This is a genomic window from Brachybacterium fresconis (assembly GCF_017876515.1).
Taxonomy (GTDB): Bacteria; Actinomycetota; Actinomycetes; order Actinomycetales; family Dermabacteraceae; genus Brachybacterium; species Brachybacterium fresconis.
In genome coordinates this window covers 2387815-2410535 of sequence record NZ_JAGIOC010000001.1, presented here as the reverse complement: position 1 = coordinate 2410535, position 22721 = coordinate 2387815, and the positions used below count along the sequence as shown (strand labels likewise).

General features: G+C 71.0%; 19 protein-coding genes. 9 read left to right on the top strand and 10 right to left on the bottom strand.

The window, feature by feature from the left end:
- Window positions 1-51 precede the first annotated feature (51 nt).
- Genes JOF44_RS10820 through JOF44_RS10795 form a run of 6 tightly spaced genes read left to right on the top strand, consistent with a single transcriptional unit; the run spans window position 52 to window position 6435 of the window.
- Entirely contained in the window at window positions 52-1194 is a 1143-nt protein-coding gene (locus tag JOF44_RS10820) for an ABC transporter permease (RefSeq protein WP_209890865.1), read from the top strand.
- On the top strand, window positions 1191-2132 hold the full coding sequence (locus JOF44_RS10815; RefSeq protein ID WP_209890862.1) for an ABC transporter permease: 942 nt from the start codon (window positions 1191-1193) through the stop codon (window positions 2130-2132). Before JOF44_RS10820 ends, JOF44_RS10815 begins: the two co-directional genes overlap by 4 nt.
- A complete protein-coding gene (locus JOF44_RS10810; protein ID WP_209890858.1) occupies window positions 2132-3253 on the top strand; it encodes an ABC transporter ATP-binding protein in 1122 nt (373 codons plus the stop codon). The genes JOF44_RS10815 and JOF44_RS10810 overlap by 1 nt, the downstream gene beginning before the upstream one ends.
- A complete protein-coding gene (locus JOF44_RS10805; protein ID WP_209890855.1) occupies window positions 3246-4370 on the top strand; it encodes an ABC transporter ATP-binding protein in 1125 nt (374 codons plus the stop codon). The genes JOF44_RS10810 and JOF44_RS10805 overlap by 8 nt, the downstream gene beginning before the upstream one ends.
- Window positions 4367-4618: a hypothetical protein gene (locus JOF44_RS10800; protein ID WP_209890852.1), complete on the top strand. Its 252-nt coding sequence runs from the start codon at window positions 4367-4369 to the stop codon at window positions 4616-4618. Before JOF44_RS10805 ends, JOF44_RS10800 begins: the two co-directional genes overlap by 4 nt.
- Window positions 4615-6435, top strand: a complete 1821-nt coding sequence (locus JOF44_RS10795) for an ABC transporter substrate-binding protein (RefSeq protein WP_209890849.1) — start codon at window positions 4615-4617, stop codon at window positions 6433-6435. Before JOF44_RS10800 ends, JOF44_RS10795 begins: the two co-directional genes overlap by 4 nt.
- Before the next feature lie 298 nt (window positions 6436-6733).
- Here JOF44_RS10795 and JOF44_RS10790 read toward each other — a convergent pair whose 3' ends face one another.
- From JOF44_RS10790 to JOF44_RS10780, 3 genes are all read right to left on the bottom strand, one after another.
- Complete coding sequence (locus tag JOF44_RS10790) at window positions 6734-8035, bottom strand: ABC transporter substrate-binding protein (protein WP_209890846.1); 1302 nt, start codon at window positions 8033-8035, stop codon at window positions 6734-6736.
- 201 nt (window positions 8036-8236) lie between these two features.
- Window positions 8237-10798, bottom strand: a complete 2562-nt coding sequence (locus JOF44_RS10785) for an alpha-L-rhamnosidase (RefSeq protein ID WP_245348922.1) — start codon at window positions 10796-10798, stop codon at window positions 8237-8239.
- A gap of 3 nt (window positions 10799-10801) precedes the next feature.
- Complete coding sequence (locus tag JOF44_RS10780; protein WP_342591757.1) at window positions 10802-12154, bottom strand: MFS transporter; 1353 nt, start codon at window positions 12152-12154, stop codon at window positions 10802-10804.
- Window positions 12155-12384: 230 nt separating this feature from the next.
- On the opposite strand from JOF44_RS10780, the gene JOF44_RS10775 reads away from it, so the two are divergent.
- On the top strand, window positions 12385-13398 hold the full coding sequence (locus JOF44_RS10775) for a LacI family DNA-binding transcriptional regulator (RefSeq protein ID WP_209890843.1): 1014 nt from the start codon (window positions 12385-12387) through the stop codon (window positions 13396-13398).
- 15 nt (window positions 13399-13413) lie between these two features.
- On the opposite strand, the gene JOF44_RS10770 is transcribed toward JOF44_RS10775, so the two are convergent.
- Genes JOF44_RS10770 through mvk form a run of 6 tightly spaced genes read right to left on the bottom strand, consistent with a single transcriptional unit; the run spans window position 13414 to window position 19818 of the window.
- On the bottom strand, window positions 13414-14568 hold the full coding sequence (locus JOF44_RS10770; RefSeq protein ID WP_245348921.1) for a hydroxymethylglutaryl-CoA synthase: 1155 nt from the start codon (window positions 14566-14568) through the stop codon (window positions 13414-13416).
- Window positions 14568-15626, bottom strand: coding sequence for a hydroxymethylglutaryl-CoA reductase (locus JOF44_RS10765; RefSeq protein ID WP_209890839.1), 1059 nt, complete (start codon window positions 15624-15626; stop codon window positions 14568-14570). The genes JOF44_RS10770 and JOF44_RS10765 overlap by 1 nt, the downstream gene beginning before the upstream one ends.
- The gene (fni, locus tag JOF44_RS10760) at window positions 15623-16798 is read right to left on the bottom strand and encodes a type 2 isopentenyl-diphosphate Delta-isomerase (protein ID WP_209890836.1); all 1176 of its coding nucleotides are present in this window, start codon (window positions 16796-16798) and stop codon (window positions 15623-15625) included. The genes JOF44_RS10765 and fni overlap by 4 nt, the downstream gene beginning before the upstream one ends.
- Entirely contained in the window at window positions 16791-17888 is a 1098-nt protein-coding gene (locus JOF44_RS10755; RefSeq protein WP_209890833.1) for a phosphomevalonate kinase, read from the bottom strand. Before JOF44_RS10755 ends, fni begins: the two co-directional genes overlap by 8 nt.
- The gene (gene mvaD, locus JOF44_RS10750; protein ID WP_209890829.1) at window positions 17885-18856 is read right to left on the bottom strand and encodes a diphosphomevalonate decarboxylase; all 972 of its coding nucleotides are present in this window, start codon (window positions 18854-18856) and stop codon (window positions 17885-17887) included. The genes JOF44_RS10755 and mvaD overlap by 4 nt, the downstream gene beginning before the upstream one ends.
- Window positions 18853-19818 carry a mevalonate kinase gene (gene mvk / locus JOF44_RS10745; protein ID WP_209890825.1) on the bottom strand — a complete coding sequence of 322 codons (966 nt, stop codon included), beginning with the start codon at window positions 19816-19818 and terminating at the stop codon, window positions 18853-18855. Before mvk ends, mvaD begins: the two co-directional genes overlap by 4 nt.
- A 390-nt stretch (window positions 19819-20208) precedes the next feature.
- On the opposite strand from mvk, the gene JOF44_RS10740 reads away from it, so the two are divergent.
- Window positions 20209-21087 carry an MBL fold metallo-hydrolase gene (locus tag JOF44_RS10740; RefSeq protein WP_245348920.1) on the top strand — a complete coding sequence of 293 codons (879 nt, stop codon included), beginning with the start codon at window positions 20209-20211 and terminating at the stop codon, window positions 21085-21087.
- Between the two features lie 307 nt (window positions 21088-21394).
- Here the strand turns inward: JOF44_RS10740 and JOF44_RS10735 are convergent, their stop codons facing one another.
- Window positions 21395-22330, bottom strand: a complete 936-nt coding sequence (locus JOF44_RS10735) for an MBL fold metallo-hydrolase (RefSeq protein ID WP_209890823.1) — start codon at window positions 22328-22330, stop codon at window positions 21395-21397.
- A 243-nt stretch (window positions 22331-22573) separates the two neighbouring features.
- Between JOF44_RS10735 and JOF44_RS10730 the strand changes: the two genes are divergently transcribed.
- Window positions 22574-22717 carry a hypothetical protein gene (locus JOF44_RS10730; protein ID WP_209890820.1) on the top strand — a complete coding sequence of 48 codons (144 nt, stop codon included), beginning with the start codon at window positions 22574-22576 and terminating at the stop codon, window positions 22715-22717.
- Window positions 22718-22721 lie beyond the last annotated feature (4 nt).

Here is a 22721-nt window from a genome sequence, read left to right as displayed (position 1 = left end):
CAATGTCGATAGAGTTCCGCCGAGCACCGTCGCTCGTCGTCGAGGAGAGCAATGACCGCTGACGTTCCGACCTCTGCGGCCCCCGCAGAGTCCGCCGCAGTCCCCGGAGGGCCCGATCCGGCCCCGCCCGGGACGGCTGCACCGACGCGCCCCCGGGCATCCCTCGGGCATCGTATCTACCACTCGTTCATCCTGCGCCGGCTCCTGCGCTCGGCGTTCGTGGTCTGGGTGGTCGCCTCCGGCGTGTTCCTCATGGTGCGCCTGCTGCCCGGCAACCCGGTCGACGTCTACATCAACCAGCAGATCGCGCTGTACGGGAAGAGCTACGAGCAGGCCGCGGCGGAGGCCAGCAACTTCTTCCGCTTCGACCCCTCCACGCCGCTCTGGCGGCAGTACCTCGACTACCTCTCGGGTCTGCTCCACGGCGACATGGGCACCTCGATCGCCACCCCCGGCGTCACGGTGATGGACAAGATCGCCCAGTACCTCCCGTGGACGCTCTACAGCGTCGGGATCGCCCTGCTGATCTCCATCACCATCGGGCTGATCCTCGGCATGATCATGGCCTACCGCCGCGGCGGGATCATCGACCACGCGGTCTCGATCATCGGCAGCGGCTTCCACGCGATCCCCAACTACCTGCTGGCGATCCTCATCGTCGTGGTCGGAGCCGTGCAGCTGGGCATCATCGACTACACGCGGATGCGCGGCAACGTCTCCCCGGGCGTGGACCCCGAGTTCTCCCTCCGCTTCCTCTCCGACATCGGCTACCACGCGACGCTGCCGATCATCACCTACGTCCTGACCACGGTGGGGACCTGGGCCCTGATCATGAAGGCCTCCACCACGCAGGTGCTCGGCGAGGACTACGTGACCGTCGCGAAGGCCCGCGGTCTCAAGGAGACCCGCATCCAGTCCAACTACGTCGGCCGCAACGCCCTGCTGCCGCTGATCGCGCAGATCGCCACCCAGGCCGGGTTCATCGTCGGCGGCGCCATCTTCGTCGAGCAGACCTTCTCCTACGAGGGCATCGGCCTGCTGCTGTTCGAGTCGATCAACACCCGCGACTATCCGACGATCCAAGGGGTGCTGCTGGTGGTCACGATCACCGTGGTGCTCGCCAACCTCGCGGCCGACCTCATCAACGCCGCCCTCGATCCCCGGATCCGCATCGGCGAGGGAGGTGCCGCATGAGCGCCGACGCCCCGCCCACCACGACCGCCGCCGGCACCGGGGCCCCCGCCCCGACCCCCGCCCCCGCGACCGGCAGGGCCGTCGGCCCCGGGCCGCTGCGTCGGCTCTTCAACGAGCTGACCCGCAGCGCCTCCGGATTCGCGGGGCTGTGCCTGGTCGTCGCGATCCTCCTGCTGTCCCTGATCGGCCCGCTCGTGGTCGGCACCGACGTCCCGGGCGATGCGAGCCGCGCCTGGGAAGGCCCCAGCGCCGACCACTGGCTGGGGCTGGAGGGCAGCGGCAAGGACACCCTCCACCTGCTGGTGATCGGCGGGCGGACCGTGCTGATGGTCGGGTTCCTCGCGGCCGGCATCACCACCGTGATCGCCGTGGCCGTCGGCTCCCTCGCCGGCTACTTCGGCGGCCGCTTCGATGCGGCGATGCTCCAGCTGACCGACATCGTCATGACCGTCCCGCAGATCGTCCTGCTGGCCGTCATCGGCGCCTTCTACAACCTCGACTCGCCCATGCTGCTGGGCATCATCATCGGCATCCTGAGCTGGCCGGTGCTGATGCGCTCGATCCGTGCACAGGTGCTCTCGCTCAAGGAGCGCGAGTTCGTCGAGGCGGCACAGCTGCTCGACGTCGGCTGGGTCCGCATCGTGTTCGGGGAGATCGTCCCCAACATGGCCAGCTACATCCTGATCAACTTCATCATCGCCGTCACCAACGCGATCTACGCGATGGTCGGCCTGTACCTGCTGGGTCTGGCCCCGCAGAAGGGCACCAACTGGGGAATCATGATCAACGACGCGTGGACCAAGGGCGCGATGTTCAACCCGGACGCGATGCCGTACATCGTCGCCCCGGTCACCATGATCGTGCTGCTGCAGCTGGGCCTGATCCTCCTGACCCGCACCCTCGAAGAGATCCTCAACCCCCGACTGAGGGACCGCTGATGACCGACTCCACGCCCCCGCCCGACGCGACGACTGCGGATGCCACGACGCCCGAGGGCTCCGCAGCGTCCGCGGCGTCCGGATCCGATGTCCCGGTGCTGTCCGCACGGGACCTCCAGGTCGCCTATCGCACCGGCAAGGACGCCTCCGTGCGCGCCCTGCGCGGGGTGAGCTTCGACCTCTACCCCGAGTCCTCCCTGGCCCTGGTCGGCGAATCCGGCTGCGGCAAGACCACCCTCGGCCTCGCTCTGCTGCGCCTGCTGCCCACTCTCGGCGAGATCACCGGCGGCACCGTCACCTTCACGGGTGAGGACGGCCGCCGCCGGGACGTGACCACGATGACGCAGGGCCAGCTGCGGCGATGGCGCTGGTCCGAGGCGGCCATGGTGTTCCAGGGCGCGCAGAACGCCTTCAACCCCGTGCTCACGATCGGCCAGCAGATGGCCGACACCCTGGTCGATCACGCCCCCGGGAGGATCGGCCGCCGCGAGGTCCTCGAGCGCTCCGCCGAGGCCCTGCGCTCGGTGCGCCTCGAACCGCGACGAGTGCTGGGGAGCTATCCCCACGAGCTCTCCGGCGGGATGAAGCAGAGAGCGCTGATCGCGACGTCCCTGCTGCTGCGCCCCCGGCTGCTGGTGCTGGACGAGCCCACCACCGCGCTGGACATCCTCACGCAGCGCACCGTGATCGACCTGCTGGCCGAGCTGCGGGCGGAGTACAAGTTCGCGATGATCTTCATCTCGCACGACCTGGCGCTCGCCGCCGAGCTCGCCGACCGCGTCATCACCATGTACGCCGGGAAGGTCATCGAGACCGGGTCGACCCGCGACATCTTCTCCGCCCCGAAGCACCCCTACACCTCCAAGCTCATCAACGCCGTCCCGCCCGTCAGCGGGGACCTGCCGGAGCTGGCCTCGATCCCCGGGGCCCCGCCGTCGTTGGCGACCCTGCCTCCCGGCTGTGCCTTCGCGCCCCGCTGCGAGCTCGCGACCGATGAGTGCCTGCAGGCCGAGCCCGAGCTGATCACCCTCACGGAGCGGCCCGCGGACATGACCCATGCGGCGGCCTGCATCCACCACGACCAGGTCCACCACGAACGGAAGGTGATCGCGCGTGCGTGAATCCGCCCCCGATCCGCTGATCGAGCTCGACCAGGCCTCCCAGGTCTTCCGCGTCAAGGGCCAGGACCTGCCGGCCGTCTCCGACGTGTCCCTCAGCGTCGGTGCCGGCGAGGTGCTGTGCCTGGTCGGCGAGTCCGGCAGCGGGAAGACCACCGCGGCGCGCATGGCCGCCGGCCTCGCCTCCCCGAGCTCCGGCACCGTCCGCTTCGAGGGCCAGGACCTGACCACGATGACCCGCGCCGAGCGCCGCCGCTACCGCCGCTCCGTGCAGTACATCCACCAGGACCCCTACGCCTCCCTGAACCCGATCCGCTCCGTGCGCAGCACCCTGTCGATCCCGCTGCGACGCCACGGGTTGGCCCACGATCAGGCGGAGGTCGACCAGCGGGTCGACGAGCTGCTCGAGACGGTCGACCTGACCCCGCCGGAGAGCTACCGCGGGAAGTTCCCCCACCAGCTCTCGGGCGGCCAGCGCCAGCGCGTCTCCGTCGCCCGCGGGCTGACCCTCTCGCCGCGGATGCTGATCGCCGATGAGTCCACCTCGATGCTCGACGTCTCGATCCGGGTGAGCCTGCTGAACATGCTCACCAGGCTCCGCACCGAGGACGGCGTCGGGTTCATCTACATCACCCACGACCTCGCTCTGGCCAAGTACTTCGCCTGGGAGGGTCGGACGGCGGTGATGTACCTGGGCAAGATCGTCGAGGCCGGGCCCACCCCGCAGGTGATCAACAACCCCCAGCACCCCTACACGAAGGCGCTGCTGGAGGCCGTGCCCGAGCCGGATCCGGACAGGGCCCGCCAGAAGAAGGCCGGAGCCGGTCTGCTCAGCGCCGACATCCCCAGCCTCTCCGACCTCCCCAGCGGCTGCGCCTTCCACCCGCGGTGCCCGCTGGCCGAGGAACGCTGCCGCGAACGCATCCCGGTGCTGCAGCCCGCGCCGAAGGCTCCGGATCAGGACGTCGCCTGCATGGTCGTCACCGACCCGCGGCCGACTGCCGCGGTCGGCGCCGGTGCCGGAGCCGGCCCTGGAGCCGGCACCGGAACCGAGGCCGGCGGCAGCACCGGTCGCGGCGGGGACGCCGACTCCGGCGATGGCGGGGGTGGACGGTCATGATCGACATCGCCACCCGTGCACTGCTGTCCCTGGGCTGCTTCGTGGGGGTCGGCGCGGCCCTCATGCTCCCCCTGACCGACGCCGGGACCGGAGAGCGGATCGTGAGCATCCTCGCGCTCCTGCTCGGGATCGGCATCGTCGTCGGGTCCGTTCTCGCACGACGACTCAGCTCCCGACGCCGGCATCGCGACGATGCGATGGCCGATCTCACCGACGATCCGATCGTCATAACCAAGGAGAACCCATGAGCACCAGCTGGAGCCGACGCGACATCCTCAAGGCAGTCGGCCTGACCACCGCCGCCGGAGCAGGCGTCGCGGCCTGCTCGCCCGCCACCCCCGAGGGCGGAGGAGGCGGAGGCGGCGAGGGCAGCGCCAGCACCTTCCACGGCGCCTGGCCCTTCATGCCGCCGCCCGAGGGTCACTTCAACTTCGCCGGGCTGCCTTACGCTGGCGTGCCCACCAGCATCATCGGTGACGGGATCTACCGCGACCTGCTGGTGCCGCCGTCGGCCATGTGGTTGTGGGCGGAGAAGAAGTGGGAGTACCTGATCGCGGAGTCCCATGAGCTCGACACCGACGGGGGCACGCTCACCGTGAAGCTCAAGCCGGGCCTGACGTGGTCCGACGGGTCGGACCTCACCTCCCAGGACTACCTGACCACCTTCTACATGCAGTTCATCCAGCGGTCCCCGGCCTGGGACTTCATCACCGGGTTGGAGGCGCCGGACGACACCACCGTGGTGGTCAGCTTCGAGGACCCGCCCGCCGTGCTCGAGCGCTACGTGCTCAAGAGCAACATCCTGGCCACCTCGCAGTACGGGGACTGGGCCGAACGTGCCAAGGCGATCGTCGACGCCGGCGGCACGATGGACGAGGGCGACGGCGAGGCGCTGGGCACCGAGTTCCAGGCCTTCAAACCCGAGAACGTCGTCGTCTCCGGGCCCTACGACTTCGACTACGACACGATCACCAACACCCAGCTGACGCTGGTGCGCAACGAGTCCGGCTACGGCGCCGAGAAGGTCGTCTTCGACGCCCTCGTGATCTACGCCGGGGAGACCACCGAGGTCACCTCGCTGGTCCAGTCCGGCGACGTCGACTACGCCACCCACGGATTCGCCCCTGCCTCCGAGGAGCCCTTCGAGGCGGCCGGGTACACGATCCTGCGCCCGCCGGTGTACTCGGGGCCCGCCCTGTACCTGAACCAGGACCAGTTCCCGGAGTTCGCCGACGTCCGTACCCGCAAGGCCTTCGCCTATCTCATCGACCGGGAGGTCAACGGCCAGATCGCGCTGGCGGACTCGGGCAAGGCCGTGGTCAACATGGTCGGCTTCTCGGACAACTTCGTCGACGAGTGGCTGACCGACGAGGTCAAGGGCAAGATCGATACCTACGAGCAGGACGTCGACAAGGCTACCTCGCTGCTCGAGGAGGCGGGCTGGACCAAGGAGGGTAATTCCTGGATGACGCCGGAGGGCAAGGCCGCCGCCTACGAGATCCAGTTCCCGCAGACGTTCGCCGACTGGTCCGCCTCGGGCAAGAACATCGCCGAGCAGCTCTCGGAGTTCGGGATCTCGGTGACCGCCCGCGGGCTGGATGACAAGCAGGCCCCGATCGACATCGACAAGGGCGACTTCCAGATGGCGATCCAGGCCTGGGGCTCCTCGACCCACCCGCACCCGCATTTCTCCTTCGTGCAGGACCTGTTCGTGCACAACATCCCGATCGCCAAGAACCAGGGCGGCAAGGGCTACGCGTTCCCGCTGCAGGATGTGGAGACCTCTGCCGGGACCGTGAACCTGGAGGAGCTGGTGACCAAGTCCGGCCAGGGCCTGGACGTCGAGGAGCAGAAGAAGAACGTGTCCGTCGTGGCGCTGGCGTTCAACGAGCTGCTGCCGATCATCCCGATCTTCGAGCGGTACGGGAACAACCCGGCGCTCGAAGGGGTCCGGGTCCAGGGCTTCCCGGAGCCGGGTGATCCGATCCTGGAGAACGCCCCCTACGCGGACAACTTCGTGACCCTGGAGATGTTCCGCGGGACGATCACGCCCGTCGAGGAGTGATCTGCTGATCGGCCGAGGACCGAGGACCGAGGACCGAGGACTGAGGACCGACGACCGACGACCGACGACCGACGGCCGACGACCGACGACCGACGGCCGACGACCGACCGCCGACGGCCGTCAGCACGGGAGCCGTCCCCTGCGCCTCCCCACGTCGCCATTGCGCGCCTGACTTCCACATCCGGAAGCCAGGTGCGCAATGGCATGTGCGTCGTAGGGCGGCGACGCCGACGAGGGGCAGGAGTCGCTGCCTCCCTTCCGGGGAGGCGGCTCAGAAGCGCTCAGCAGCCGGTCCAGCTCAGTGCTCCGGCTGCATGCCGGTGAGGATCTCGAGCATCTCGTCGGCCACCGCGGAGGTCGAGCGCTCCTCGAACAGGGACTCCTCGGCCAGGCGCGTGAACTGGTCGCCGAAGCCGACGCCGCTGGCGGGAGTGACCACGGGCGGCGTGACGACCTCCTCCTGCATCATCTGCGCGAAGTCCAGCGAGATGAGCGCGTTCTCGCTCAGCAGCGGGCGCACCGCCTCCTGGATCGCGGGGAAGGCGGGGATGCCTCGCTCGATCTTCAGCTTCTCGGCCGCCGCCTCGTCGGTGAGCAGGAAGCTCGTCAGCTCCGCCGCGGCGGGGGCGTCGGCCGTCTTGGCGCTGAGAGACCAGTACATCGATGCCTTGTTGACCATCTTCGACTCCCCGCTGGTGCGCGCCGGCATGCGCAGCAGCTGCAGGGGGTCGCCCGTGGAGTCCTGGAAGGTGAGGATCTGGGAGCTGGGCACCTGTTGGAAGACGCAGCCGCGGGTGGCGAACAGACCCTGCTCGAGGCTCGCCGAGGAGTTCTCGATCTGCGCCCCCGCCTCCAGGGCGGCCCCGGAGCCGGCCAGCTCGCGGCTGAACTCCAGCAGCGAGACGATGGTGTCCTTGGTGACGAGCTCCTCGTCCTCGCGGGGGAAGAGCTGCTGGTCGCCGCTCTGGCGGGCCCAGGCGGCGAGGTCCCCGGCCCCGAGACCGAAGCCGCTGGTGCCAAGGACGTCCTTCCCGGAGGACGTCCCCCACTCGGTGATCTCCTGGCACAGGGCGTGGAAGTCCTCCCAGGTCCACGTGGTGTCGTCGGGCAGGGCGATCCCGGCTTCCTCGAGCAGTGTCGGGTTCATGCCGGTCGCGTAGAGGTTGAAGCCGTTCGGGGCGCCCACCAGGGTGCCGTCGGCCAGACGCCCGGTCTCGAGGATCGCTTCGTCCATCGCGGAGAGGTCGAGGACGTCGGAGACGGTCTCGAGATCGAGCAGCGAGCCCTCGGCGCCGTAGGAGTCGATGTAGGCCTCGTCCATCTGGATGATGTCCGGGGCGCTACCGCCGGCTGTCTGGGTGGCGAGCTTGTCCCAGTAGCCCGACCACTCGCTGTACTCCGGGGAGATCTCCTGGTCCGGATGATCCTCGGAGTACATGTCCAGGACGTCCTGCGTGATGCCCGCACGCAGGTCGCCGCCCCACCAGTAGACGCGCAGCGCCCCGTCCCCGGAGCCCCCGGCATTGGGACCGCAGGAGGCGAGGGCAGGGGCCGCCCCGGCGGCGGCCAGCAGGGTGAGGGCGGTGCGGCGAGTGAGCAAGGGGTTCTCCTGGAATGTTCACGTGGGAATCGAGAGGCTGATGGGCCGGGCTTCCGGTGCTGAGATCACCAGTCTCGTCGCGGCACGCTCGCCGGTCAAGCGCTTTCCGACGTTTCCCTCCCGCGGTTGTGCGCCTGACTTCCACTCATGGAAGCCAGGCGCACAACCGCAGGGAAGGTTCCCGGTCAGGAAGGTTCCCGGTCAGAAGGTGTGGGTCCCGGGGCCGATTTTGCGGATCGACCCATCGGGCTGCACCAGATCGGCCTCGACGCCCTCGGGAATCGTGGCAGAGCCTCGGATCTCCGTGGTCCCGGTGGTCCTGGTGGAGCCACCGGCCCCGGTGGCCCCGCTGGAGCCACCGGCCCCGCCGGTCCCGCCGAGCCCGCTGGAGCCACCGGCTCCGCCGGTCCCGCCGAGCCCGCTCGAGCCGTCGGACCCGCTGGGCCCGTCGGGCGCCTGCTCCCAGGACACCTCGATGCGGCCGGCTGCGGAGTCGTAGGCTCCCCGTGCCCAGTCGATGCCGGGGCCCGGGGTGGGCTGGATGCGCACGCGCCGGTAGCCGGGCTCGGCGGGACGGATGCCGAGGACGACCTGGTAGATCCAGTCGGCCACGGCTCCCAGGGCGTAGTGGTTGAAGCTGGTCATCTCGCCGGGGTTGATCGACCCGTCCGGCAGCATCGAGTCCCAGCGCTCCCAGATGGTGGTGGCGCCCATGGAGACCGGGTAGAGCCAGGAGGGGTTCCCCTCCTCGAGCAGCAGACGGTAGGCGTCCTCGACATGGCCGGTCTCCGACAGCGCCCAGGTCACGAAGGGTGTGCCCGCGAAGCCGGTGGAGACGCGGTAGCCCGCCTCCGCCACGACCTCCGCCAGGCGCTCGGCGGACTTGGGCCGGGTGGCGTCATCGAGCAGGTCGAAGGTGATGGCCAGCGCGTACACGGTCGCGCAGTCCGAGACGATCCTCCCGTCGGCGCTCACGTAGGCCGCGGTGAAGGCGGCCAGGGTGCGATCGGCGAGGGTCTGCCAGCGTCGGGCGTCGTCCTCCGCGCCGATCAGCCGGGCGGTCTCGGCGGTGAAGCGGGCCGAGCGGATCAGGCAGGCGGTGGCGACCACGCCCTTGTCGGCCTTCGCATCCGCGGGATCGTGCGGGGAGGCGTCCGGGTCGAGCCAGTCGGCGAACTGGAAGCCGGTGTCCCACAGACCGCTGGGGGAGAGGGCGCGCTCGACCGACTCCAGATGCAGCACCATGCCGGGGTAGTGCTCGCGCAGCCGCTCGAGGTCCCCGTAGGCGGTCCATAGCGCCTCGGCGACCCATACAGCGGCATCGCCCCAGATCGCGGTGGGGACCTCGGCGGACTCCTCGGCGAAGGGATCGTCCCCGTTCTTGCGCAGCTTCAGGATGTCCGGCACCACGAAGGGCACGAAGCTCAGCGGCGGCAGGCTCGCCTCGGCGTGCACGTCCAGCAGCCAGTTGTGCAGGAAGTCGGAGACGTCGAACTGGAACGCGGCGGTGGCGGCGTAGGCGGCGATGTCCCCGGTCCAGCCCAGGCGCTCATCGCGCTGCGGGCAGTCCGTCGGGACGGCCAGGAAGTTGCCGCGCTGGGACCAGACCGAGTTGCTCACCAGCTGGTTAACCCCGGGGTGGGAGGATTCGAACCAGCCGGTGCGCGGGATGTCCGAGTGGACCACCACGGCCTCGATGTCCTCGGAGGTGAGCTCGCCGGGCCACCCGGTGACCTCCGCGTAGCGGAAGCCGTGGAAGGTGAGGGTGGGCTCGAAGGTCTCCCCGCCGGGATCTCCGGCCAGCACGAGGCGGTCGGTGGCCTCCGCCGAGCGCAGGGGCCGGGTGCCGAGCTCCCCGTGCTCGAGCACCTCGGCATGGCGCAGCGTGATCTCGGTGCCGGCGGGCCCGGTCACGGTGCAGCGCAGCCAGCCGACGAGGTTCTGGCCGAAGTCCAGCAGCGTGGCACCGGAGGGGGAGGTCCAGATCCTTTCCGGCCGACGGGTCTCGTGGCGGGTGATCAGCGGAGAGGTCTGCTCGATGAGGGTGGAGCGGTCGATCTCCGTGGTGCGGACCGGGCGCGGTGCGCCGGGCTCGAGGCGGCGGTCCTCGTGCTGGCCGTGGTAGATCGTGGCGAAGGTGATCGCGGAATCGGTGGCGGTCCAGGAGTCGTCGGTGACGACCTGCTGCCTCGAGCCGTCCTCGTAGGTGATCACCAGGGCGGCGAGGAAGGCGTTGAGCTCGCCGTAGTTCGCCTCGGCATCGGTGAAGCCGAAGTCGCCGTTCCACCAGCCGCGGCCCAGCACCGCTGCGAGATGCAGCTCCGTGCCGGCCGTGCCTGCGCCCGACGGGCCTGCGCCCGACGGGCCTGCGCCCGACGGGCCTGCGCCCGACGGGCCTGCGCCCGATGCGCCTGCGCCCGATGCGCGCACGAGCTCGGTCACGTCGAACCGCTGGACCTGCAGGCGGGACTCGTACACGGTCCAGCCCGGGTTCAGCACCGAGTCGGTGACCGGGCGGCCCTCGATCGAGGCCTCGTAGATGCCGTGGGCGGTGGCCAGCAGCTCGGCGCGGGCGACCGCGGTCGGGGACTGGTCGAGCGTTGCGCGGGTGGCGAGGACGGGGGCGCGACCGTCGGCCGGGTCTGCGGTGATCGCCTGAGCGGTCCGCAGAGCCTCGGCAGCGGGAGACGCGGCGGCGTCGAGGCCGGTGGCGCGATCGGCGTCAATGGTTGCGGCGGTGGTGGGGGCATCAGGGGCTGTCATGGGTCACCTCTCGGTCGGTGCGTACGGGGTGGTGGGGGAGAGCTGGGCAGGAGGGGCGGCGTCGGGCGCGTGCTCGGCGACGGAGCCGGAGTCCGGGACCTCGCGCGCCTCCTCGGCGAAGGCGTCGAACCGGGACCGGCGGAAGCCGGCCCATCCGCAGACCAGTCCGATGGCGACCACCAGCGCGATCAGCCCGTAGGCGAGGCCGGGGGTGTGCATCAGCGCGGGGGTGACCAGGGCGACGCCGGCGGCGACGACCCGCGCCACCGCGATGACGGCGCCCTGGACGCTCGAGCGCAGCAGGGTCGGGAAGGACTCCTGGGACCACACCTTCATGATCGCCTCGAAGGCGAAGGCGCCGCCGATGGCGTTGAAGAAGCTCAGGGCGATCCAGGGCGCCAGGCCGAAGCCGAGGACGACGGGGATGAGGTAGGACCCGGCCAGGAGCACGGCGCCGATGAGATAGCAGGTCATGCGCCAGCGGGTGTCGACGATCCGCATGAACACCAGGGCGCCCAGCATGCCCACGCCGAGCATCACGATGCCCAGGAGGGACTGGGCGCTCACGGAGAGCCCGACGACGTTCACGCCGATGTAGGTGCCGAACTGTCCGCCGGTGTTGGCACCGATGTTGGTCAGCGTGTAGAAGCCGATGAGGGCCAGGAAGGGCACCAGGAGGGCCCGTCGGCGCAGGACGTCTCGCAGGCCGGTGCTGCGCGCGCGGAGTGTGGCGGCCCCGGCGGTCCGTTCGTGATCGGCCTGCGCCCAGGTGGCCGACTCGGGGATGCTGAGGCGCGCGATCAGCACCACGAGTGCGACGAGGCCGATGTGGGCGAACATGATCTGTCCGCCCAGCTGTCCCCGCCCGCCGGCGATGATCCCGAAGACGTTCGCGCCGATGATGCCGGCGAACCAGAGGATCTGGGAGAAGCCGACGAGGCGGCCGCGGTTGTGGTCCGACGCCGCCTCGGAGATCGAGGCGAGGGAGACGGGCAGGTCCGCGCCCGAGCCGAGGCCGACCAGGACCATGCCGACCAGGAGCAGGGAGAATCCGGGGGCGAGCACCAGCAGGATCGCGCCCGCCAGGATCATTCCCATGGTGGCCAGGAAGACGGCGCGACGCCCGTAGCGGTCGCCGAGGCGACCGCCGCTGAGAGCTCCTGCGGCGATGCTCAGCGTGAGCGCCGCCGAGAGCATGCCGATCTGGCTCTCGGTGATCCCGATCGAATGCTGGTAGAGCACGAGGGCGGTGCCGGAGCTGACGATGGCCGCCGCATCGAGGTAGGAGGCCATGCCGCAGACGATGGCCACCCACCAGGGGCTGGGCGGGGACTTCTCGGGTCGGGCTGAGCGCACGCTGTTCTCCTTCGAACCGTCGGTGGGTGGGGCGCTCCGTAGGGGAGGAGCATGCCGTCGCCCCACTACTGAAACGTCTCAACGAGCGTGCCGTCAACGTAGCAACCACGTGAGCGCCACGACAACCCCCTGCCGGCGGAACGGGGCTGCCGACGTGGCGCGGTACAGTCGCGAGAACGTTTCCCGGTCCGCTGACCGGGGCAGTTCCGGAGGAGCCAGGGGGTGCGCGCATGGCAGGACATCACGTCGTGAGCATGAAGGACGTCGCCCGGCACGCGGGCGTCTCGGTCGGCACCGTCTCCAACGTGCTGAACCGGCCCGACATCGTCTCCGAGGATCGTCGGGTGCGCGTCGAGGCGGTGATCGCCGAGCTCGGGTACGTGCGCAACGATGCCGCCCGGCAGCTCAAGCTCGGCCAGTCCCGCACCGTCGGCGCGATCGTCCTGGACTCTGCGAACCCCTTCTACGGTCAGCTGGTCGGCGGCATCGAGGCGGCCGCGGAGGCCTCCTCCCTCGCCGTCATCGCCGGCAGCACCGGCAACCGTGAACAGCGCGAGCGGCTCTACCTCTCGCTCTTCGAGGAGCAGCGGGTGCGCGGGATCCTGCTGGCCTCCACCGGCGGCACCGAGGACCTGATCGCGGGCATCCGCGGTCGGGGCACCCCGGTCGTGCTCGCCGAGAGCGCACGGGATGCCACCGGCGGCTCCTCGGTGAGCATCGACGACATCGCCGGAGGTGAGATCGCCGTGCGTCATCTCGCCGCCCAGGGCCGCCGACGGATCGGCGTCCTCGTGGCCCGGAAGGACCTGCGGCAGGTCGCCGACCGTCTGCACGGAGCCCGTCGGGCGGCCGCCGAGGTCGGCGTCGAGATCGAGGTGCTCGAGGCCGAGGACCTCACCGTGCTGGCCGGGCGCACCGCCGGCGAATCGGTCGTGGCGCGGTCGAGCGCCGAGCGCCCCGACGCCATGTTCTGCGTGAACGACCTGCTCGCGGTCGGGGTGCTGCAGGCCTTCGCCTTCCGCCACCAGATCGCGGTGCCCGAGCAGATCGCTCTGGTCGGCTACGACGACATCGCCTTCGCGCGCTCGACCGTCGTGCCGCTGACCTCCGTGGCCCAGCCCGCGGATCTCATGGGCCGCACCGCGCTGGCCCTGCTGGAGGAGGAGATCGCCCATCGCGATGCCGCCCCGCGGCACGTGAGCTTCACGCCGACGCTCGTCGAGCGGGAGTCGACGACCGGCTGACGGCGTGACGGCGTCTCAGCCCTGCGTGGCCTCGTACTGTCGGGCCTGGCGGCGGATGCCGGCGAAGCGGAACGGGCCCTGCGTCACCCGGGGCGTCTCCAGGTCGGTCCCACTGGCGTGCTCGGTGGCGTGCAGCTCGCGGTACTCGCTCAGCGACAGCGGGACCCGCCCGGCCAGCTCCGCCGTGACGGCCTCGCAGCGCCGCTGCTCCTGGTACCCGGGTTGGACGATGCCGGTGAAGAACTCTCCGACCGCGCCCGAGCCGTAGCTGAACAGGCCGATGCGCGTGCCGGCCAGCGTGTCGTCCTGGTCCAGGAGCGCGGCGAGGCCCGCGTACAGCGACGCGGTGTAGGTGTTGCCGAGCTCGCGGTTGTAGGCGAACGTCGCCTCCTGCAGCTCGTCGCCGAGCTCGACGCCGGTGTGCTGGGCCAGCCCCTTCAGGGCCTTGCGCGCCATCTTGGTGAACGGCTGATGGAAGCAGAAGCGGTCGATCTGACCGGCCCCGACGCCGCCGCCGGCGGCGAAGTCGTCCCACGCCGTGGTCAGCGCGCCGAGATAGGCGGTCAGCGACAGCCGTCCGTCGACGACCGCGGTGGTGGAGTCGTTGGGGCGCCAGAAATCGTCGACGTCCCGTGCGGCCACGCCGGAGACCGGCTCGATCGCCAGCAGCGCAGGATCGGCGCTGACCAGCATCGCCACCGCGCCGGCGCCCTGGGTGGGCTCACCGGGGGTGTCGAGCTCGTAGCGGGCCACGTCGCTGGCGATGACCAGCACGCGCTCCCGCGGGTTCCGCGCGACGATGCCGAGCGCGGACTGCAGCGCGGCGGTGGCGCCGTAGCAGGCCTGCTTGAACTCGGCCACGCGCATGGTGCGGGGCAGCCCCAGCAGCTCGTGGACGAACAGGCCCGCCGACTTCGACTGGTCCACGCCCGATTCGGTCGCGAACAGCACGGTGCGGATCCCGTCGGTGCCATGACGCTCCAGCAGAGGCAGCGCCGCGGCGGCGCCCATGGTCACGATGTCCTCGTCGGGGGCCGGGAAGCTCATGCGGTCCTGGCCGAGCCCGATCTGGTACTTCGCGGGGTCCACGCCGGTGGCCTCGGCCAGCTCCGCGAGGTCGACGACGTGGTGCGCCGTCGACACCGCGAGGTCATGGATTCCGATCGACATCAGGCGTCACCCCTTGCGGCTCGTCGTTCCATGGCGACGTGCGCCGCCATCAGCTCTCCTGGATTGGTCTGCGCCGCCAGCAGCGACAGCTCGCCGCACAGGACCGTGGCGGCGATGATCGCCGCCAGCCGGTTCGCGTTCTCCCCGTCGGCACGCTCCTCGCGGCAGCCCAGGCGCTCCAGGGCCTCCTCGACCTCCGGGAGGTTCTTCCCGTTGCCGACGGTGCCGACGATCAGATGCGGCAGCGAGCAGGAGAAGTACAGTCCCTCCTCGCGCTCCTCGGCGAAGGTGATGCCCTGGGATCCCTCGACGATGTTCGCCGCGTCCTGGCCGGTGGCCAGGTAGGTCGCCAGCAGCATGTTCGCGTAGTGGGCGTTGGCCGAGCGCAGCGACCCGGCGACGGTCCCGCCGACGAGGTTCTTGCGCACCACCAGGTCGACCATCTGCGTCGCGCTGGTGCGCAGGTGCTGCTCGAGGACGTCGTGCGGGATGAGGATGTCGGCGACGACGCGGCGGCCCCGCCCCAGGTCACCGTTGACGGCGCTGGGTTTCTTGTCGGTGCAGTAGTTGCCGGAGATGGAGCCGTACTCGAGCCCCAGGTCCCAGGACAGGATCGTCTCCATCAGGGCCTCGGCGGCCTTGGTGACCATGTTGTGCCCGGAGGCGTCGCCGGTGGTGAGGGCGAAGCGGACGAACAGCAGGTTGCCGACGATCTCGGTGTGCAGATCGATGAGGCGGGCGAAGCGGCTGGTCGCCTCGACGGTCGCCTGCAGCTGTTCGAGGCGCTCGTGGAGGACCTGGTCGGCGGCGTGCGCACCGGCGGCATCGGGGGCGACGAACAGGCTGGAGCGGGCCATGCGGGCATCGATCAGGGTGGCGGTGATGCCGCCGGTGACGAGGCGGGAGACCTTGGCGCCGCGCCCCACCGACGGCCACAGCGGGCTCTCGTAGGTGGCCAGCGGCACCTCGATCTCGCCCGTGGCGGCATTGCCGCCGATACGGATCGGACCGACCCAGCGGGTGGGCACCGGGGTGTGGGATGTGGTGCGTTCGCTCATGTCCTCGTCCTGGGTCGGGACGGCGGGGCCGTCGGGGTTCTCGGGTCGGTGACCGGATCTGTGTCCGGATCTGTGACCGGGTCGGTGACCGGCTCGGCGTCCGGGCGGTCACGGCGGGCGTAGCCGGCGGCGTCGAGGCCGGTGAGCTCGCAGTACTCCCGCACCCGCCCGCGCAGCAGCAGATCGGTGCCGGTCAGGGCGGCGGGGGTCTCGGCCCCGAACAGGGCCATCAGCTCGGTGAGCTGCGAGAGCCAGCCGCGGATCACGGCGGTGGCGTGCTCGGCGTCCCCGTCGTAGGCGGGTTTGAGGAAGGCGCCGGCCACGCCGGCGGCCCGGGCACCCAGGGCGAGCGCCTTGATCACGTCCAGGGGGGTGCGCACCCCGCCGGAGGCCAGCAGCTGCGGGGCCGGGGTCGGGGCGTCCAGCAGGCAGCACACGGCGGACTGGCCGTGCCCGGCCAGGAAGGAGTAGTCCTCCCCGGGGCGGCGCGCGTTCTCGATGCGCGCGAAGTCGGTGCCGCCGACGCCGCTGACGTCGGCGAGCTGGACGCCCATCTCGTGCAGGCGGGTCAGGGTGCGGCGGCTGAGGCCGAATCCGACCTCCTTGACCAGCACGGGCACGGGGGAGGCGGCGACCACGGCCTCCAGGGCCTGCGGCCAGCGGGAGAAGTCGCGGGTGCCCTCGGGCATCACCGTCTCCTGGACGGCGTTGAGGTGGATCTGCAGGGCGTCGGCCTGGAGCAGGTCCACGGCACGCAGGGCGTGATCGGCGCTGCGCCCGATGCCGAGGTTGGCCATCACGAAGCCGTCGGGATTCTCCTCGCGGATCACGCGGAAACCGGGCGCGGTGGAGGGATCGTCCAGGGCGATGCCGACGGAGCCGGAGGCCATCGCGATGCCGGTCTCGCGGGCCGCGATCGCCAGGGCGCGGTTGACGCGCGCGGTGCGGTCGGTGCCGCCGGTCATGCCGTTGATGTAGACCGGAGCGCTCCACGTCCGGTCCAGGACCGGCACGTCCAGGCGCACCTGGTCGGCGTCGAGCCCCTCGAGCGCGTGGTGGAGGATCTGGACGTCGTCGAAGTCGTTGCGACGGCTCGGGGCGGTCTGCTGGTCGTGGGCGAGGCGCAGATGGTCGTCCTTGCGGCGCCCGCTCGGGGACGCGGTCTCACTCATCGGTGGCCCCCTGAAGGTGCTGCACCGACATGTCCAGGCGCCGGATGTCCCGGGCCTCCCAGGACGACAGCAGCGTCTGCAGCGGGGCGTCGGCGGGGGCCAGGACGATGCCGCAGTCCCCGCCGCCGGCACCGGAGGGCTTGGCGGCGGTGCCGTGCTGTTCGGCCAGATCGCACAGCAGGCGAAGCTCGTCGGTCTCGATGCGGATCCCGCTGGTCTCGCCGAGGTGCTGGAGCAGGCGCCGGGCGCGGCCGATGACCTCCAGGGCGCGGGGGCCGTCGTCGGCCCGCAGGCACTCGACCAGGGCGTCGACGCAGTCGCGGCTCTCGTCCACGAAGCTCTCGTAGGGGCTCGCGGTGCGTCCGCTGGGCGGTCGCACGCCGCCGACGAGGCGCTCTGTGGAGGCGGGGGAGCCGGTCCAGCCGACCAGCAGCTCCAGCGAGGAGGGATCGGGCAGGCGGTCCACCCGGTGCGGGGACCACCCGGGAGAGGTGAGGGCCTTGGTCACGCCGTGGCGCTCGAGGGACTCGCGCAGGGTGACCCGGTCGGGGGCGCTGTAGCGGATCCAGCCGCCGAAGGTGGAGGCGGCGACGTCCCCGCCGGAGGCGTTGGGGGCGACGGTGATGGTCGACAGCAGGGCCAGGCGGAACCGTTCGGTGCGGCTCAGGCCCATCTCGTAGAACTCGTCGAGCGCGGCCACCACGGCGACGGTGACGGCGGCGGAGGAGCCCAGGCCGAACTTGCGGCCCGAGGAGTCGTCGAGGTCGGACTCGATGTGCAGGTCGAAGTAGTGCGCAGGCAGGGAGCGCTCGTCGCGCAGCCGCTCCATCAGCGTGATCGCGCTGACCACGTAGTCGTAGGGCTCGTGCTCCACGACGATGTTCACGGAGTGCTCGGGCCCCTCCGCACGGGTCCACACCACGGGGGCCTGGCCGTACTCGCGCGAGTGCACGCGGCCGACGTCGTCGCTGGGGGTCAGGCGGACCGTCAGGAAGCGGTCGACGGCGATGAGGACGGCGGGCTCGCCCGGTTCGACGACGGCGTACTCGCCGGCGATGAAGAGCTTGCCCGGTGCGCGGGTGACGATCATGCGCTCTCCTCGGTGGTGATCAGGTGGGCGCCGGGGCCGGCCCCGACGATGCGGACGTCGCCGTGACCGGCGAGGTGGTCGGCGACGGCTGCGGCGTCGGCGGGACGAGCGATCACCACGACGTTGGGGCCGGCATCGGCGGTCGCGTACGCCTCGATGCTCCGGGCGCGCAGCTGCTCGACGGCGTCGAACACGGCGACGGACGCGGAGCGCAGGTACCGGATCGGCGGCTCGCAGGCCTCGATCGCGGCGTGCATGCGCAGCGCGTTGGACTCGGTGATCTCGCCGACGCGGGTGAAGTCCCCGGCGCGGCAGGCCGCGGACATCTCCTCGAGGCTGCGGGCGGTCGAGTCGACCCAGCCGGGGTAGTACGGGGAGGTGGCCGCGGTGCGGCGCATCCCCTCGCGGCTGGAGACCTTCTTCTGCCCGGGATCGACGGTCACGATGATCATGGACATCTCGGGGCCCTCGATCGGCTCGGCGAAGGAGGAGGCGTCGTCGTCCCCGGCGTGCCAGATCCCCAGGCCGGCCACCAGCGAGCGGGTCGCCGAGCCGGAGCCCCGGCGGGCGAGACGACTGAGGTCCGCACGGTCCAGGTCGAGGTCGTAGGCGGCGGCCGCGGCGACGGCGAGGGCGGCGAAGCCCGAGGCGGAGGAGGCCAGACCCGCTCCGGTGGGGGCCTCGTTGTGCGAATCGACCACGGCATGGGCGGAGGAATCGGCCCGGGCGCGGACCAGGTCGAGGAAGCGGACGACCTGCTCGGTCTGCCCTGCCGTGGCGGTGGTGCCGCCCAGGGTGAAACGGTCCTCGGCGGCCGACGCATCGAGCGAGACCGTGGTGGTGGTGGCGTAGGCGTCCAGCGTGAGCGAGAGGCTGCCGGCCGCGGGCAGCATGAGCTGCTCGTCCCGCTTGCCCCAGTACTTCACCAGCGCGATGTTGGGGTGCGCACGTGCTGTCGCCGTGGTCATGCCGTCTCTCCGATCACCGTGGTCCACACCTGTGCCGCTCCGGCCTCCTCGAGCGCGCGGGAGAGCTGCCCGGCCCGGGCCGCGGACGGGGCGAGAGCGATGATGCACCCGCCTTGACCGCCGCCGGTGAGCTTGGCGCCGGGGGAGCCGGCGGCATGCGCCGCCTGGACGAGGGTATCCAGCTCGGGGCTGCTCACGCCGAGCTCTTGCAGCAGCTCATGGGCGCCGCGCAGACGAAGGCCCAGCTCCGCGCGGTCCCCGGTGGCCAGATCCGTGACGGATCCCTCGGCCAGCTCGCCCAGACGGGCGATCGCGGCGTCGGTCGTCCGGGGCGTCCGCTCCCGCAGGGCGCGGACGGAGGCCACGGCCGCCGAGGTCGCTCCCGGCCGCCCGGTATCGGCGATCACGAGGGTGAGGGAGGCGCCGACGCGCAGGGGCTGGAACGCCCCCAGCTCGAAGCGGATCGGCGCCTCGGCGACGACGGTGCGGGCATCGATGCCGCTGGGGGTGCCGTGGGCGGCGCGCTCGGCCTCCTGGATGAGCTCATGCTCCTCGGGGACCGAGAGGGTGACGCCGGCGAGATCCGCGACGGCCCGCACGATCGCGGCGGCGATCGCGGCGCTGGAGCCGAGGCCGCGTGCGATCGGCAGGGCGGACTCGGTGGCCAGCTCGAGCCCTTCGGTGGGGACGCCGACGTGGGCTGCCGTCGCCCGCCAGGCCGCCTGCACGGGAGCGAGGCGCGAGGGGGCGTCGGAGGAGGGCCCGCGGTAGAGGGCGCTGCTGATCAGGGAGCCTGCGGCCGGTCGCAGCGTCACCGTCGTGGTGAGCGCGCTGACCGGCACCGCGATGGCCGGGGTTCCGTAGACGACCGAGTGCTCTCCCAGCAGAATCGCCTTCGCGTGAGCGCGCCCCGTGCCGAGGACGGCAGGGGCGTGCACCGGGGCGGGGGGATGTGAGGTCAATCGAGGTCGGGAACCTGTCTCGTGAGTGCGTCAGGTGCAATGCGTCAGAAGAACTTCATCGGCCCAAGGTATCTGCGCCATGACCAGCATGGAGCATGAATGTGCTCGGTGCGATACGTCTCGGGCGATCCTCACGGGACTCTCACGAAACATGCACGGTGGACGGGCCGCGAGGAGGCGGCGGCGCACTGTACGCCCTGCTCGTCGCCCGTGCGGCGAGCGTGACCGGACGGTGATGTGCGGGTGGCCTCATCGCCCGGACGCTCCGCGCCGACCGGGAGGCCGCTCAGATCAGTGCACGCGCACGAAGAAGCGGGTGCGCGCACGAGGGGGTTGACCTCGAGGGTGCTTGAGGTTCGAGGATCAGCTCATCTATCCGAGGAGAGGGCCATGGCTGATCCGCTGATCATGAACGAACCGCTTCCCGACCTGCTCCGGGGTATCGCCCAGTGCGCCACCTGCGGCGTCGAGTACGACGCGGCCGCGGTGCCTGCCGTGTGCCCCGTGTGCGCGGACGAGCGGCAGTACCTTCCCCCCGATGGTGTGCAGCGCTGGCACGACCCGACGGCCGGGGACGCCGGCGTCGACGTCGTCGAGCTCGAGGACCGGCTCTTCGCGCTGCGCGTCGACGGCGGGGTCGGCATCGGTCAGGAAGCGAAGCTGCTGGTCACGGACGACGGAAATGTGATGGTCGATGTGCCGGCGGCGATCACCGCGGCGGCCGTCGCCGAGGTCGCGGGACTCGGGCCGCTGCGCGCGATCATCCCGAGCCATCCGCATATGTTCGGCCTGCAGACGGCATGGTCCGCGGCACTCGGCGGGGCGCCGGTCTGGATCGCCCGGGCCGATGCCCAGTGGCTCGGACGCACCCCCGCAGGCATCCACCTCTGGGACGGCGAGGAGAAGGTGCGCCCCGGCGTGGTCGCTGTCCAGCTCGGAGGGCACTTCCCCGGCAGCGCCGTCGTCCACTGGGACGGAGGCGACCATCGGGGCGTCCTGCTGTCGGGCGACACGATCGCCCCGAACCCCGACGGACGGACCGCCACCTTCATGTACTCCTACCCGAACCGCATACCGCTGTCCGGTCACGTCGCCCTGCGGGTCGCGGACGGCGCCGCCCGCTTCGCCTTCGACCGTCTCTACGGCAACTTCTCCGGTGCGATCCTCGGCGACGCGCGGGAGGCCGTCCTGGCCTCCGCCGCCCGGCACGCTGCGTGGACGCGTGGAGAACATGACGACCTCACCGGGCCCGCAGGGATGTGCGGCTGATACCGGGGGGATCCGCTGGGACCGCACCAGTCCTTCGGTTCCTTCTCGTAGGGACAGATCGCTGCTGTTCACATCGTGATCAGGCTGGTGGTGTCGAACAGGTTCTCCCAGGCCGTTTGCCAGGGCCAGTTGCGTGAGAGGTGGCAATGGGCGCCGAATCGGGGATGAACGTAGAACTCGACGGGGGTTGGGTGGGGCCCGCCGGGATGGGAGCCCGGTGACCGGACGTGGACGCGCGCCGCATCGAACACGCGCTGGAGGATCGGCCTGATGGACGCCGATCAGGGGCCTCCCGGCAGTGCTGCGATCAGACTGCCAGGCGTGTCCAGGGGGTCGCGGCGTCGCGGTCGTGGCTGGCGAGGATCTCGATGGTCTCGGGGAGTGCGTGCAGGCGGTGGACAGTGGCGAAGGTCGCTTCGCGGTCCGCGTCGACGAGCCTGCCGGGGAACGGTGCCTTCTGCCGCAGGAGACGAGCCTGCAGCCCGTGCCAGATGGCATCCCCGGTCAGCAGGACGCGGCGGCCGCCCTCGACCGCGAGGAGGACGCCGATGCTGCCCGGGGTGTGTCCGGACAGGTCGACCAGCACGACCGAGCCATCACCGAACAGGTCGAGGCTGGCCGCGAAGGTCAGCACCGGAGGTCCACTGAGGGTGTAGGTGTCGATCTCGCGATCCAGCAGCGGCCCGCGGACGTACCCGAGCGGAACGTCGGGGCCGTCGAGGGCGTGCGCGCGCTCGATCTCGGTGGTGAGCACCGCCAGGCCGCCGATCTCGGTCAGCCCGGCGACATGGTCCCAGTGCAGGTGCGTGGGCACCGCGAAGTCCAGGTCCTCTGGACGGTGCCCGGCCCGGTCCAGCGCCTCGATCAACCCGAGCACCGGCCGATCCGGGGTCACGACGATGCGCAGTGGCCCCGGCAGTTCGGGCAGGACGCGGGCGTGCACGTCGTGGCCCAGGGCCGGGTCGATCAGGAATCGGGCGCGGGGATGCTCGACCAGGAACGTGGTCATCCCGATCGCGAGCCGTCGCCCCGTCCGGACACCTTCGGCGATCACCGCGGCCGGCACCTTCTGCCGGGCCTGGGGCAGGGCGGTCAGGCGCACTGCGGTGCTCGCGGAGGGGACACCGGCGTCGGTGATCGAGGCGAGAAGTCGGCCATCGCGACGCCGCGGTCGCACCAGCCGCGGTGGAGTCGCCGCCAGCGCCGAACAGCACGAGGCCAGCACGGAGGTCGTCGACGGCATGCCCCTGAGCCTATCGGCAAGCGACCACCCCACCGCCCGTCCTCGGCCGATCTGCACGTGCCGCTGACCTGAGCCTGGATGCGCCGGGGCCGGAAAGCATCCGGGAGGCGACCGCATCGAGCTGGCGCACGAGGCTGAAGGTATAGCCAGGCAGGGGGATGCCCAGCGTGGTCGGGGCCCGGCGTACCAGGCCCGCCCTCGCGATCAGATCGTCGTCATCGAACTCGGCGGAAAAGTCGTGGGATGCTCGCACTACCAGTGCTCCTGTTGCTCAGCGTGACGGAACCCAGCGAGACGACTGCGCGTCTGCGATGGCTGGTCGAGATCCGAGGCCCGCTGCTCGATGCTGCGGAGTTCTCGCACCCGCGCTGGCAGCTCGTCACCTGAGGGT

Coding starts and splice junctions, on each gene's coding strand:
- JOF44_RS10820 (WP_209890865.1), top strand. CDS start 52: ATGACCGCTGACGTTCCGACCTCTGCGGCCCCCGCAGAGTCCGCCGCA.
- JOF44_RS10815 (WP_209890862.1), top strand. CDS start 1,191: ATGAGCGCCGACGCCCCGCCCACCACGACCGCCGCCGGCACCGGGGCC.
- JOF44_RS10810 (WP_209890858.1), top strand. CDS start 2,132: ATGACCGACTCCACGCCCCCGCCCGACGCGACGACTGCGGATGCCACG.
- JOF44_RS10800 (WP_209890852.1), top strand. CDS start 4,367: ATGATCGACATCGCCACCCGTGCACTGCTGTCCCTGGGCTGCTTCGTG.
- JOF44_RS10795 (WP_209890849.1), top strand. CDS start 4,615: ATGAGCACCAGCTGGAGCCGACGCGACATCCTCAAGGCAGTCGGCCTG.
- JOF44_RS10785 (WP_245348922.1), bottom strand. CDS start 10,798: ATGACAGCCCCTGATGCCCCCACCACCGCCGCAACCATTGACGCCGAT.
- JOF44_RS10775 (WP_209890843.1), top strand. CDS start 12,385: ATGGCAGGACATCACGTCGTGAGCATGAAGGACGTCGCCCGGCACGCG.
- JOF44_RS10770 (WP_245348921.1), bottom strand. CDS start 14,568: ATGTCGATCGGAATCCATGACCTCGCGGTGTCGACGGCGCACCACGTC.
- JOF44_RS10765 (WP_209890839.1), bottom strand. CDS start 15,626: ATGAGCGAACGCACCACATCCCACACCCCGGTGCCCACCCGCTGGGTC.
- fni (WP_209890836.1), bottom strand. CDS start 16,798: ATGAGTGAGACCGCGTCCCCGAGCGGGCGCCGCAAGGACGACCATCTG.
- JOF44_RS10755 (WP_209890833.1), bottom strand. CDS start 17,888: ATGATCGTCACCCGCGCACCGGGCAAGCTCTTCATCGCCGGCGAGTAC.
- mvaD (WP_209890829.1), bottom strand. CDS start 18,856: ATGACCACGGCGACAGCACGTGCGCACCCCAACATCGCGCTGGTGAAG.
- JOF44_RS10740 (WP_245348920.1), top strand. CDS start 20,209: ATGGCTGATCCGCTGATCATGAACGAACCGCTTCCCGACCTGCTCCGG.
- JOF44_RS10735 (WP_209890823.1), bottom strand. CDS start 22,330: ATGCCGTCGACGACCTCCGTGCTGGCCTCGTGCTGTTCGGCGCTGGCG.
- JOF44_RS10730 (WP_209890820.1), top strand. CDS start 22,574: ATGCTCGCACTACCAGTGCTCCTGTTGCTCAGCGTGACGGAACCCAGC.